Consider the following 12,577-nt stretch of genomic DNA (forward strand, 5'->3'; position numbering starts at 1 on the left):
GTCCTCGCTCACGCTGCGCCTTCCGGCACGAGCGGAGCCGGTTACGCTCCGCCGCCGCCTTCCGGCCTGAACGCTCCCGCTGCGCCTTCCGGCACGAGCGAAGGCGGTCAGGCACCGCTGCCGCCTTCCGGCCCGACCGCCCGCTCACGCCGCTCCCCCATATCGTCGCTCCAGCAGCCAGGCCAGCAGCGCTTTCTGCGCGTGCAGGCGGTTCTCCGCCTCGTCCCACACCACGCTGTGCGGCCCGTCGAGCACCTCGTCGGTGATCTCTTCGCCGCGATGCGCGGGCAGGCAGTGCAGCACGACCGCGTCCGGCTTGGCGTGGGCGAGCAAGTCGGCGTTGAGCTGGAACGGGCGGAACGGGCCCACCCGGTCCAGGCCGTCGTTCTCCTGGCCCATGGAGGTCCAGGTATCGGTGACCAGCGCGTCGGCGCCCCACGCGGCGGCGACCGGGTCGCCGGTCACGGTGACGGTGGCGCCCGTTTCGGCGGCCCGCTTGCGCGCGGCCTCCACGACCCACGGCTGCGGCTCGAATCCGGTGGGCGCGGCGATGGTCACGTTCAGCCCCGCCGTGACGCCGCCGAGCAGCAGCGAATGCGCCATGTTGTTCGCGCCGTCGCCGAAGTAGGCCAGTTCGCGTCCGGTCAGCTCTCCCTTGTGCTCGGCGAGGGTCTGGAGGTCGGCGAGCACCTGACAGGGATGGAACTCGTTGGACAGCGCGTTGACCACCGGCACCGTGGCGGTGGCGGCCATCTCGTCGAGCCGGGACTGCTCGAAGGTGCGCCACACGATGGCGTCCACGTACCGGGACAGCACCCGGCCGGTGTCGCCGAGCGTCTCCTCCCGGCCCAGCTGGGTGTCGCGGCCGTCCACGACCACCGCGTGCCCGCCGAGCTGGGCGATGCCCATCTCGAAGGAGAACCGGGTGCGGGTGGAGTTCTTCTCGAAGATCACGCCGACGCCGCGCGGGCCCTCCAGCGGTCGCCGCGCGAACGGCGATTTCTTGAGTTCGGCCGCGAGCGCGAGGATCTCGGCCTGCTCGGCCGGGCTGACGTCGTCGTCACGCAGGAAATGCCGCACGGAGGTCATTGCGCCGCAGCCCCTTTCGCGTCCGCCAGCGCGGCGTCGAGGATCTCCGGCAGGTCGGCGACGAAATTGTCGGCTTGGGTCTCGGTGAGCACCAGCGGCGGTGCCAGCCGGATCACGTCGGGCTTGGCCGGGTTGACCAGGTAGCCCGCCTCCCGCGCCCGCGCCTCGACCAGCGCGGACACCTCGTCGGTGAGCACGATGCCCAGCAGCAGGCCCGCACCGCGCACCTGATCGATGAGCGGATGCTGCAGCAGTTCGATGCCGTCGCTGAGCCGCTTGCCCACCGACTCGACGTGCGAGAGCAGGTCGGTCTCGTCGATGGTGCGCAGCACCGCGAGCGCCGCCGCCGCGCAGACCGGGTTGCCGCCGAACGTGGTGCCGTGCAGGCCGGGGGTGAGCAGTTCGGCCGCCCGCCCGTTGGCCAGCACCGCGCCGATGGGCATCCCGCCGCCGAGGCCCTTGGCCAGCGTGATGACGTCGGGCACGATGCCGACGGCCTGGTGGGCGTAGAACTTCCCGGTCCGTCCGATGCCGGTCTGCACCTCGTCGAGCACCAGCAGCGCCCCGTTGCGCGCGGTGATCCGGCGCGCCTTGGCGAGGTAGTCGAACGGCGGGACCACGACGCCGCTCTCCCCCATCATCGGCTCCAGGAACACCGCGGCGGTGTCCTCGTCGACCACGGCTTCCAGCGCCGCGGCGTCGCCGTAGGGCACGTGCACGACGCCAGGGGGCATCGGTTCGAACGGGGTCCGCTTGGACGGCTGCCCGGTGAGGGCCAGCGCGCCCATGGTGCGGCCGTGGAACGCCTCCTCGCAGGCGACGATCTTGGGCCGCCCGGTCAACCGCGCGATCTTGAACGCCGCTTCGACCGCCTCGGTGCCGGAGTTGCAGAAGAACGCCCGGCCCTCCCCGTCGCCGAAGTGCGCGAGCAGCCGCTCGGCCAGCTCCACGACCGGCTCGCTGGCGTACAGGTTCGACACATGCCCGAGCGTGCCGAGCTGCTGGGTGACCGCCTCCAGGATCGCCGGGTGGGCGTGGCCGAGGCTGTTGACCGCGATGCCGCCGAGGAAATCGACGTAGCGCTTGCCGTCCGCGTCGTAGACCACGGCCCCCGCGCCGCGCACCAGCGCGACCTTCGGTGTGCCGTAGTTGTTCATCAGCGCGGCAGACCACCGCTTCTGCAGTTCAGCTGTGCTCATTGTTTCGTTCCGTTCGGTGCGCCGGACCCGTTCGGGATGAGCGGGGCGGGAGTCACCATCGTTCCGATTCCTTCTCCGGTGAACAGTTCCAGCAGCACGGCGTGCGGGACCCGGCCGTCGATGACATGCGCGGTCGGCACCCCGGCCGTCACGGCGCGCAGGCAGGCTTCCATCTTGGGCACCATGCCCGCATCGAGGCGGGGGAGCAACTCGGCCAGTGCGGTCGTATCGATGCTGGAGGTGAGCGAGGACCGGTCCGGCCAGTTGGTGTAGAGGCCCTCCACGTCGGTGAGCATCACCAGCTTCTCGGCGCCGATGCCCTCGGCCAGCGCCGCGGCGGCGGTGTCGGCGTTGATGTTGTGCACCACGCCTTCGGCGTCCGGCGCGATGGTCGACACCACGGGGATACGGCCCGCGCCGATCAGGTCGAGCACCGCGTCCGGGTTCACCTCGGTGACGTCGCCGACCAGGCCGATGTCGGTGGGCTCGCCGTCGACCTCGACGGTGCGGCGGGTGGCGGTGAACAGTCCGGCGTCTTCACCGGAGATGCCGACCGCGTACGGGCCGTGCGTGTTGATCAAGCCGACCAGCTCGCGGCCGACCTGGCCGAACAGCACCATCCGCACCACGTCCATCACCTCGGGCGTGGTCACCCGGAAGCCGCCTCGGAATTCGCCTTGCAAGCCGAGCTTTTTCAGCATCGCGCTGATCTGCGGGCCGCCGCCGTGCACCACCACCGGGTGCACGCCGACCGTGCGCAGGAACGCCATGTCGGCGGCGAAGGCCTGCTTGAGGTCGTCGTCGACCATGGCGTTGCCGCCGTACTTCACGACGACGATCTTGTCCCGGAACTTCTGCAACCACGGCAGGGCGCCGGCCAGGACGTGCGCCTTGTCCAGCGCGGAAAGCGTGTGCAGCACCTCGCTGGTCATGAGCTGTAGGCCGAGTTCTCTTCGACGTAACCGTGTGAGAGGTCGGTGGTGCGGATGGTCGCGCGCGCCGAGCCGACGTTCAGCTCGATCAGCACCTCGATGTCGGTGCCGGACAGATCGACCGCCCGTGCGCCGGGCGCGCCGACACCGTCGACGCACACCGGCTTGCCGTTGAACGACACCGAGATCCGGTTCGGATCCAGCGTCACCGGCGCCATGCCGACCGCCGCCAGCACCCGGCCCCAGTTCGGGTCGGAACCGAACAGCGCCGTCTTGACCAGGCTGTCGCGGGCGACGGTGCGGGCCGCGGCCACGGCCTCGTCCTCGGTGGCCGCGCCCGCGACGGTGACGAGCACCCGCTTGGTGACGCCCTCGGCGTCGGCCATCAACTGGGCGGCCAGGTCGTCGCAGACCGCGAGCACGGCCGCGTCCAGCTCCTCCTGGCTCGGGGTGACCTCGCTGGCGCCGTTGGCCAGCAGCAGCACGGTGTCGTTGGTGGAGCAGGAGCCGTCCACGTCGAGCCGGTCGAAGGTGCGCGCGGTGGCGTTGCGCAGCGCCTGGTCGAGCTGATCGGCGGTGACCGCCGCGTCGGTGGTGAGCACCACCAGCATGGTCGCCAGCGACGGGGCCAGCATCCCCGCGCCCTTGGCCATGCCGCCGACGTTCCACTTGTCGCGGTGGTGGAACGCCGCCTCCTTGGGCACGGTGTCGGTGGTCATGATGGCCCAGGCGGCATCCGAGCCGCCGGACAGACCGCCGCCCATCTCGTGCACGATCTCGGTGACTGCGGGGATGAGTTTGTCCATCGGAAGCCGGTCGCCGATCAGTCCGGTCGAGCAGACCGCGATCTCCCCGGCTCCGGTCTCGGTACCCCAGTTGCTCAGCGCGGCGGCGAGTTCCTCGGCGGTCTTGTGCGTGTCCTGGAATCCGCCCGGGCCGGTGCACGCGTTGGCGCCGCCGGAGTTCAGGATCACCGCGCGCAGCCGCTTGCCGGTGAGCACCTGCTGTGACCACAGCACCGGAGCGGCCTTCACCTTGTTGCGGGTGAATACGCCGGCGGCCGGGTATTCCGGTCCCTCGTTGAACACCAGCGCCAGATCCGGCTTGCCGCTGGCCTTGATGCCCGCGGCGATGCCCGCCGCGCGGAAGCCGAGCGGTGCGGTCACGCCCTGGGTGCGGACCAGCTTGCCGCTGGCGATGTCGGCTGTCGTCACGGTGCCACTCCTACGGTGGAAAGTCCTGCGGTCTCCTCGAATCCGAGGGCCAGGTTCATCGACTGCACCGCGGCGCCCGCGGTGCCCTTGGTCAAGTTGTCGATCGCGCCGATCACCACGAGCAGGCCCGCGTCGGCGTCCACCGCGACCTGCAGGGTGACGGCGTTGGAGCCGAGCACCGAACCGGTCTGCGGCAGCACGCCTTCCGGCAGCAGGTGCACGAAAGGCTCGTCCGCGTAAGCCTTTTCGTAGACGGCGCGCGCCTGCGCGGCGTCTACGCGGGTCGGCGCGGTGCAGGTGGCGAGGATGCCGCGCGGCATCGGCGCGAGCACCGGCGTGAACGACACCGCGACGTCCGTGCCGCCCGCCGCCGTGAGGTTCTGCGCGATCTCCGGGGTGTGCCGGTGCGCGCCCGCGATGCCGTAGGCCCGCGCCGAGCCCATCACCTCCGAGCCCAGCAGACCGATGTCCAGTTTGCGGCCGGCGCCGGAGGCACCGCTCACCGCGACCACGTGCACGGTGGGCTCGACGATGCCCGCGGCGACGGCGGGAGCCAGCGCGAGGCTGGCGACGGTGGGATAGCAGCCGGGAACCGCGATCCGCGTCGCGGCGCGCAGCTTCTCGCGGCCGCCGGGCAGCTCGGGCAGTCCGTAGGGCCAGCTGCCCGCGTGCGGGCTACCGTAGTATTTCTCCCAGGCCTTCGGGTCGGTGAGCCGGAAGTCGGCGCCGCAGTCGATGATCACCGTGGACTCGGGCAGCTCGGCGGCGATGGCCGCGGACTGGCCGTGCGGCAGGCCGAGGAAGACCACGTCGTGGCCGGCCAGTTCGGCCGCCGTGGTGGGCGCCAGCACCCGATCGGCCAGCGGCAGCAGATGCGGCTGCAACTCTCCCAGCGCGGTGCCCGCGTTCGAGCCCGCGGTCAGCGCCCCGATGACGAGGCGCCCGGTTCGGTAGGCGGGATGCCCCAGCAGCAGTCGCAACACTTCGCCGCCCGCGTACCCGCTGGCACCGGCTACCGCGACCCGCACGACGGGTCCGACCGAGGAATCAACCATGTGATGATTATGCATGACTGTGCAAGCTCATTCACAGCCTGGTCGCCGCGAGCGTGGTCACGAGCACCTGATACCCGTCACGTCTGCGCGCAAACGACGGGCCGCGCGGCCGGGTGCGGGACAGCTCAGCGCAGTGCCGAACAGTCGATGTGCAGCGTCTCAGCCAGCCCGGCTTCGCCCAGCGCGGTGACGCGCACCGCGCGCCCGCTGCCGACGCCTTCGATCCACCTGAGATCCTTCAGGCGGCGGCACAGCTGCGCGCCCGCCGAGCCCCCCAGGTGGACTCGCCGTTCCGTCCAATCCAGACACGGCCGGGCCACCGGCCGCCGCGTGCCGCGCAGCGCGGCCGGGTCCACGCCCATCGGTCCGGTGAGCCACGCCAGACCGGGCTCGGTCAGCGCGAAACCGCCGTCGGCGTTCATCAGGCCGCGCGCGATCATCGCGTCGGTGACGGCCACGCCCAACCGGCCCGCGAGATGGTCGTAGCAGGTGCGGCCGCGGGCCAGCGCTGCCGCGACGGTGGCGGTACGCAGCCCGGTCGCCGGGGCGGCGGGCAGGTCGAGCTGGGCGACCATGGTTTCGAGCAGGTCCGCCACGTGCGGGCCCGCCAGCCGCAGATAGCGATGCCTGCCCTGCCGGTGCTCGACCACCAGTCCGCCGTCGCGCAGGCGGTCCAGATGCTCGGTCGCGGTGGACGGCGCGACCCCGGTGTGGCGGGCGAGCTCGCCCGCGGTCCAGGCCCGTCCGTCCACCAGCGCCAGGCAGATGTCGGCGCGGGTACGGTCGGCGAGCAGAGCGGCCAAGCCCGCCAGTTGGGCTCCTCTGGTCGGCATCCCACCATGATGGCGCGTCGTCGTTTCGGCGGTCGCCGAAACGTCCCGTCGCTACGGTCGCGGCATGACTTCGCCTTCTGCGGTGACGCCGCCGCCGACCGATTTCGACATCTTCCGCGGTCTGCATCACCGCGACAGTCCCCTGGTCCTGCCGAACGCCTGGGACTTCGCCTCGGCCGCCCTGCTGGCCGACGAAGGATTCCCGGCGATCGGCACCACCAGCCTGGGCGTCGCCGCCGCGGCCGGACGCACCGACGGCGCGGGTGTCACCAAGGCGGAGACCTTCGCGGCCGCTCGCCGCATCGCGGGGCTACCGGTCCCGGTCACCGTCGATATCGAGGGCGGTTTCGACGAGCGGCCCGGCGCGGTCGCGGATTTCGCCGAACAGCTCGCCGCCTGCGGCATCGCGGGCGTCAACCTGGAAGACGGCCGACGCGGGTCGGCGCTGGCCGCACCGGAGCAGCAGGCCGCGCTGATCGCCGCGGTCAAGGAACGCACGCCGGAACTGTTCGTCAATGCCCGCGTTGACACGCATTGGCTGGGCCTGGATCACGGCTCTACCCACGACCGCGCGCGGCGGTACGCCGCTGCCGGAGCCGACGGCGTCTTCGTCCCCGGCCTGACCGACCCGGCGCGTATCGAGCAGGTCGTAGCGTGCAGTGAAGTACCGGTCAACGTCCTCTATTCGCCCACGGGACCGAGCCTAACGACACTGACCGAGCTCGGCGTACGCCGGATCAGCACCGGATCGCTGCTGTACCGCGCGGCGCTGTCGGCCGCCCTGGACGTCGCGCGCGCCGTACGGCAGGACGCTGCCGTTCCGTCGGGCATCGTGAGCTATCCCGAGATCCAACGCCTCTTGCCCGCCCAGCTGCCGTCCTGATCGGGAGCCGCCGGAATATCCGCCCGAAAATCTCGGCGATGCTGTCGATCCGCCGGAGGCCCGTTCGTGTAGGTGGTGAGGCCGGCGCCGAGCCGGTCGCGGAAGGAGCGGAGATGAGCAAGATCATCGCGGTGGAGCACCTGACCTTGGACGGCGTCATGCAGGCGCCGGGGCGGGCGGACGAGGACAGCAGGGACGGATTCGCCCACGGCGGCTGGGCGCACCGGCACGACGATCCGGTGCAGGCCGAGGTTTTGGGCAGGCACATGGCAGCGCACCGCGGCGCGCTGCTGCTCGGCAGGCGCACCTACGAGGACTTCGCGGGATACTGGCCGCGGCAAGTCGGCAATCCGATGGCCGAGGCGCTGGACAAGACCGAGAAGATCGTCGCCTCCCGCACCGGAGGCGGACCGCTGCCCTGGCAGAACTCGACCTGGCTCGGCGGCGACGCGGTGACCGCGGTGCCCGAGTTGCGGCGGCGGCAACCGGAGCGGAATCTGGTGGTTCTGGGCAGCGGTGACCTGTTGCGCTCGCTGATGCGCCACGATCTGGTGGACGAGTTCCTGTTGCTGATCCACCCCTTGGTGCTCGGCACGGGTCGCCGCCTGTTCGACGGCGTGGCGTTGGGCCGGCTGCGGTCGGCCGAAACCGTGACGACCGGTACCGGTGTCGTCATCACCACCTACCGGCGCGGATGAGGAGGACGAGCGATGAAGCACTACCTGCTCAGCATCTACCAGCCCGATGAAGGCGTGCCGGAGAACCTGGACGAGATCATGCGTGAGCTCGCCGCGCTGAACGACGAGATGCGGGCGGCAGGGGCCTGGGTGTTCGCCGCGGGTTTGCACGCGCCCGGCACCGCGACCGTGCTGCGCGCTCATGACGACGACGTGCTCATCACCGACGGCCCCTACGTCGAGGGCAAGGAGCACATCGGCGGGTTCACCGTCATCCGCGCCGCCGATCTGGACGAGGCGCTGGAGTGGGGCCGCAAGCTCACCGCCGTGGTCGGCCTGCCCATCGAAGTCCGTCCGATCCAGGACGAGTAGATGGGCGAACCCGTGACCGGCTCGGTGATCGAAGCGGTCTTCGCCGAGCACTACGGCCGGGCGGTCGCCAGTCTCATCCGCGTCTTCGGTGACATCGGCGTCGCCGAGGACGCGGTGCAGGACGCGTTCACCGCCGCCGTCCAGCGCTGGCCCGCCGACGGTCTCCCGCCGAGCCCGCCCGGCTGGATCATCACCACCGCTCGGAACCGGGCGATCGACCGCCTGCGCCGCGAGGCCTCCCGCGCGGACCGGCACGCGCAGGCCGCCCTCCTGCGCGCCGAGAACGAGCCGGAAGAGGCGGTGAGCGGCGTGCGTGACGACCGTCTCCGGTTGATCTTCACCTGCTGCCACCCCGCGCTCGCGCCGCAGGCGCAGGTCGCGCTGACCCTCCGGCTGCTCGGCGGACTGAGTACCCCGGAAATCGCCCGGGCCTTCCTGGTCTCGGAAACGACCATGGCGCAACGCTTGGTCCGCGCCAAAGGCAAGATTCGCGACGCCCGCATTCCCTACCGGGTGCCCGCCGACGCGGAGCTGCCCGGCCGGCTGCGCGCGGTGCTGGCCGTGGTGTACCTGATCTTCACCGAGGGGCACACCGCCTCCTCCGGCGCGCGGCTGGTCCGGACCGACCTCTGTGCCGAGGCGATTCGCCTGGGCCGTCTCCTGGCCGAGCTGATGCCGGACGAGCCCGAGGTGACCGGCCTGCTCGCGCTGATGCTGCTGAGCGAGTCCCGCCGGGCGGCCCGTACCGGCACCGACGGCTCCCTGATCCCCCTCGCGGACCAGGATCGCAGGCGCTGGGACCGCGACCTGATCGCCGAAGGGCACGCCCTGGTCCGGCAGTGCCTGCGCCGCGACCGGCCGGGGCCGTACCAGATCCAGGCGGCGATCAACGCGGTGCATGCCGACGCTCCCGTCGCCGCGGCTACCGACTGGGGTCAGATCGTGCGGCTCTACGACCAGCTGGCCGCGCTCACGCCGAACCCGGTGGTCGCGCTCAATCGCGCGGTGGCGGTCGCCGAAGTATGCGGTCCCGCAATGGCATTGGAACAGGTGGACGCACTGCCGCTGGCGGGGTACCACTTGTTCCATGCCATCCGCGCCGACCTGCTGACCCGCCTCGGCCGCACCGAGGAGGCCGTTGCCGCCCACGACGCCGCCATCGCCCGCACGGGGAATGTGGCCGAACGGAACTTTCTGATGCGCAGGCGCGCCGAGCTCGGCGGACAGCAGCCGCGCCGGTGCCATTGACGGCCCGTGCTCACGCCAGGCGACCTCCGCGGCTTCCCGAGCCAGTTGACGGCCCTGGAGTGCGAGTGGCGTCGGCTCAGTGCTTGCGCACCACGCGCTCGCCCTCGCCCGGCTTCCAGATGGTGATGTCGAGATGGTCACCGGCTACCTCCACCGTCGAGGCCCCGGTGAGATCGGCGACGTAGAAGTGGTCGAACTCCTGGCCCCGGATGTCGAAGCCCGTCTCGTCGAAAAGGTGCTGGGCGAAACGGGCGTGCACGTCGCGGTCGGGATTGTCGACGACGGCGCCGAAGAGTTTGGCGTCGCCGTCGGAGACGTTGGTGTCGACGGTGGCGGTATGCAGGCAGAAGCGCGGGTCCCGGGCGAGGTCGCGGAACTTGGTCGTGCCCGGCATTCCCGCGATCACGAGCGACTCCTCGAAGACCCGCGGCTCGATCGGACTGATCCGCGGGGATCCGTCGGATCGGATCGTGCCGAGCATGCAGAGATTGCCCGCCGCGCGATGCCTGCGCAGGAAGACCTCGGCGATGTGCGGTGCTTCGTCGGTGAATCGGCTCCAAGTGGTCATGCCGAGGACGGTACGGCGAAAACTTGCCGTCTCCTGTCAAGGTTTGCCGCTAGTGTCGCGTGCATGCGGGCTAGTCGACTGGTGCAACTGCTGCTGCTGTTGCAGACCCGGGGCCGGCTCACCGCACCCGAGCTGGCCCGGGAACTGGAGGTGTCGGTGCGCACCGTCTACCGCGACGTCGAGGCCCTCTCGGCGGCCGGCGTCCCGGTCTACAGCGAGCCGGGCCGGGCCGGTGGCGTGCGGCTGGTGGACGGCTATCGCACCAGGCTCACCGGCCTCACCACCGACGAGGCCGACGCGGTGCTGCTGACCGGCCTGCCCGGCGCCGCCGCCGATCTCGGGCTCGGCACCGTGCTGGCCACCGCGCAGCTGAAGGTGCTCGCCGCGCTGCCACCGGAACTGCGCGGGCGAGCGACGCGCATCGCCGAGCGGGTGCACGTCGACGCCCCGGGCTGGTTCCACCAGCCGGACGAGACGCCGACGCTCGCGACGATCGCCGACGCGCTCTGGCACGACCGTCGGTTGCGCGTGCGCTACGGCCGCAAGGACAAGGTGGTCGAGCGCTTGCTCGACCCGCTCGGCCTGGTGCTCAAGGCGGGCACCTGGTACCTCGTCGCCCGCAGCGGGTCCACTCCGCGCTCGTACCGGGTGGGTCGGCTCGTCGCCGCCGAACCGACCGGCGAAATCTTCGTTCGCCCAGCCGAATTCGACCTGCGGGCGCACTGGGCCGAGGCCGCCGACGAGTTCGCGCGATCCATGCTGCGTGTGCGGGCGCGCTGCCGGATCGCCGCCACCCATCTGCGCCTGCTACGGCTGACGAACGATCCGGCGGCGGTGGCGGAGGCGCTGGCCTCCGCCGGGCCGCCCGACGCCGAGGGATGGGTGGAGGTGGTGGTGCCGTCGGAGTCCTACGAAGTGCTGGCCCACGGCCTGCTGCCGCTCGGCGAGCACGTCGAAGTGCTGGAACCGCCGCACCTGCGCGCGCGACTCGCGGCGACCGCCGCCGCCATGCACGCGCGGTACTCGGGAAACCAGGCCCCCCACACACCTACCCAGGCAGCCCGAGACCCGGCGCGACCACGATCGACCCGCTGATCGCGCCGACTCACCGACCGCAGGACGATTCACCCCGGGCGTCGTCCGCTCAGCGATACGGTTCGACGACCGACCACAGCCTCGGCGCCATTATCGAACGCACTGATCGCGGGCCGCTCGCGGCGCAGCGGCCCCCGCCGGCGGGCGAGGTTCTGTCGCAGCCAGTTCAGTACTGCCCCCGGCGTACAGCTGGCAGGCATATCGCTCAACGCAACGTGCGGAAGAACTCCCGCACGTCCGCGATCAACAGATCCGGCGCCTCCATCGCCGCGAAATGCCCGCCGCGGTCGTACTCGGTCCACCGGACGATGTTGTGCGCGTCCTCGGCGAGTTTGCGCACGGACATGTCGCCGGGAAAGATCGCCGCCGCGGTCGGCACCTCGGACTTCTGCACCGGCGCGCCCCATACCGCGGATTCGCTGTAGAGCCGCAGCGAGGAGGCGAACGTTCCGGTGAACCAATACAGGCTGACGTTGGTCAGCAGCGCGTCCCGGCCCACCGCGTCCTCCGGCGCCTCGATCGCCGGGTTGGTGAACTGCCGGAACAGGTCGGCGATCCAGGACAGCAATCCGGCGGGCGAGTCCTGGAGGCCGATGGCCAGCGTCTGCGGACGGTGCGCCTGCACGGTCGCGTAGTCGTAGCGGGAGTAGCTCTCCGCGCCGGTCAGCGTGGCCAGTTTCGCCTGGTCCTCCGCAGACCACTGCGCCTCGGATCCGTCCGCGCCGCCCCAGGATTCGCCGTCTTCGCCGTCCCAGGAAGGAATCGTGATCGGGCCGTTCACGTGTAGGCCGACCACGTGTTCGCGGGCGATATGGCCCAGCCGAGCGGCGATGAAGTATCCCGCGTCGCCGCCCTGTACGCCGTAGCGGTCGTAGCCCAGGCGCGCCATGAGTGCCGCGACCACGTCCGCGAACCGCTCGGTCGAACCCGCACCCGGTTCCGGGGACACCTCGGAGAACGCGAACCCCGGCAGCGAGGGCACGACGAGGTGGAAAGCGTCGGCCGGATCGCCCCCGTGCGCCCGCGGATCGCTGAGCGGTCCGAGCACCTCCAGGAACTCGGCGAAAGATGCGGGCCAGCCGTGCCCGAGCACCAGCGGCAGAGCCTCCGGCTCCGGCGAGCGGACGTGCAGGAAGTGCACCTGCCGCCCGTCGATCGCGGTGACGAACTGCGGCAGCTCGTTCAGCCTCGCTTCCACGGCACGCCAATCGAATTCGGTACGCCAGTATTCGGCCAGCGGCCGCAGGTGGGACACGCGCATGCCCTTGTCCCACCCGACGCCGGGCAGGTCGCTCGGCCACACCGTGGCGGCGAGACGGCGGCGCAGATCGTCGATCTTCTCCTGCGGGATGGCGATGCGAAACGGGCTGATGTCGGATGCGGTAGTCATGCCCGCCACGGTAGGAAGCGCT

General features: G+C 71.2%; 13 protein-coding genes. 5 read left to right on the forward strand and 8 right to left on the reverse strand.

The features are described from left to right. Positions 1 to 144: 144 nt before the first annotated feature. From argF to ABZ552_RS24155, 6 genes are all read right to left on the reverse strand, one after another. Positions 145 to 1,089, reverse strand: coding sequence for an ornithine carbamoyltransferase (gene argF / locus ABZ552_RS24130; RefSeq protein WP_357439864.1), 945 nt, complete (start codon positions 1,087 to 1,089; stop codon positions 145 to 147). Continuing rightward, positions 1,086 to 2,288: an acetylornithine transaminase gene (locus ABZ552_RS24135; protein WP_281874329.1), complete on the reverse strand. Its 1,203-nt coding sequence runs from the start codon at positions 2,286 to 2,288 to the stop codon at positions 1,086 to 1,088. The genes argF and ABZ552_RS24135 overlap by 4 nt, the downstream gene beginning before the upstream one ends. Then, the gene (gene argB, locus ABZ552_RS24140; protein WP_357439868.1) at positions 2,285 to 3,220 is read right to left on the reverse strand and encodes an acetylglutamate kinase; all 936 of its coding nucleotides are present in this window, start codon (positions 3,218 to 3,220) and stop codon (positions 2,285 to 2,287) included. The genes ABZ552_RS24135 and argB overlap by 4 nt, the downstream gene beginning before the upstream one ends. Continuing rightward, positions 3,217 to 4,434 (reverse strand): bifunctional glutamate N-acetyltransferase/amino-acid acetyltransferase ArgJ, encoded by a 1,218-nt coding sequence (gene argJ / locus ABZ552_RS24145; RefSeq protein ID WP_281919074.1) that lies wholly within the window; start codon positions 4,432 to 4,434, stop codon positions 3,217 to 3,219. The genes argB and argJ overlap by 4 nt, the downstream gene beginning before the upstream one ends. Next, the gene (argC, locus tag ABZ552_RS24150) at positions 4,431 to 5,489 is read right to left on the reverse strand and encodes an N-acetyl-gamma-glutamyl-phosphate reductase (protein ID WP_281874333.1); all 1,059 of its coding nucleotides are present in this window, start codon (positions 5,487 to 5,489) and stop codon (positions 4,431 to 4,433) included. Before argC ends, argJ begins: the two co-directional genes overlap by 4 nt. Before the next feature lie 125 nt (positions 5,490 to 5,614). After that, the gene (locus ABZ552_RS24155; RefSeq protein WP_281874334.1) at positions 5,615 to 6,322 is read right to left on the reverse strand and encodes a winged helix-turn-helix domain-containing protein; all 708 of its coding nucleotides are present in this window, start codon (positions 6,320 to 6,322) and stop codon (positions 5,615 to 5,617) included. Positions 6,323 to 6,386: 64 nt separating this feature from the next. Here ABZ552_RS24155 and ABZ552_RS24160 point away from each other — a divergent pair, with 64 nt between their 5' ends. From ABZ552_RS24160 to ABZ552_RS24175, 4 genes are all read left to right on the forward strand, one after another. Beyond that, on the forward strand, positions 6,387 to 7,205 hold the full coding sequence (locus ABZ552_RS24160; RefSeq protein WP_357439871.1) for an isocitrate lyase/phosphoenolpyruvate mutase family protein: 819 nt from the start codon (positions 6,387 to 6,389) through the stop codon (positions 7,203 to 7,205). A gap of 113 nt (positions 7,206 to 7,318) precedes the next feature. Next, positions 7,319 to 7,903, forward strand: coding sequence for a dihydrofolate reductase family protein (locus tag ABZ552_RS24165; RefSeq protein WP_357439874.1), 585 nt, complete (start codon positions 7,319 to 7,321; stop codon positions 7,901 to 7,903). A 12-nt stretch (positions 7,904 to 7,915) separates the two neighbouring features. Then, positions 7,916 to 8,254 (forward strand): YciI family protein, encoded by a 339-nt coding sequence (locus tag ABZ552_RS24170; RefSeq protein WP_281919076.1) that lies wholly within the window; start codon positions 7,916 to 7,918, stop codon positions 8,252 to 8,254. Beyond that, entirely contained in the window at positions 8,255 to 9,502 is a 1,248-nt protein-coding gene (locus ABZ552_RS24175; RefSeq protein ID WP_357439877.1) for an RNA polymerase sigma factor, read from the forward strand. Positions 9,503 to 9,578: 76 nt separating this feature from the next. Here the strand turns inward: ABZ552_RS24175 and ABZ552_RS24180 are convergent, their stop codons facing one another. Continuing rightward, positions 9,579 to 10,070, reverse strand: coding sequence for a pyridoxamine 5'-phosphate oxidase family protein (locus ABZ552_RS24180; RefSeq protein WP_281874342.1), 492 nt, complete (start codon positions 10,068 to 10,070; stop codon positions 9,579 to 9,581). Between the two features lie 63 nt (positions 10,071 to 10,133). Here ABZ552_RS24180 and ABZ552_RS24185 point away from each other — a divergent pair, with 63 nt between their 5' ends. Next, positions 10,134 to 11,165, forward strand: a complete 1,032-nt coding sequence (locus ABZ552_RS24185) for a WYL domain-containing protein (RefSeq protein ID WP_357439881.1) — start codon at positions 10,134 to 10,136, stop codon at positions 11,163 to 11,165. A 205-nt stretch (positions 11,166 to 11,370) separates the two neighbouring features. On the opposite strand, the gene ABZ552_RS24190 is transcribed toward ABZ552_RS24185, so the two are convergent. After that, the gene (locus tag ABZ552_RS24190) at positions 11,371 to 12,555 is read right to left on the reverse strand and encodes an epoxide hydrolase family protein (RefSeq protein ID WP_281919079.1); all 1,185 of its coding nucleotides are present in this window, start codon (positions 12,553 to 12,555) and stop codon (positions 11,371 to 11,373) included. Positions 12,556 to 12,577 lie beyond the last annotated feature (22 nt).

Origin of the sequence: Nocardia sp. NPDC019219, assembly GCF_040632645.1 — a bacterium.
Lineage (GTDB): Bacteria > Actinomycetota > Actinomycetes > Mycobacteriales > Mycobacteriaceae > Nocardia > Nocardia sputorum.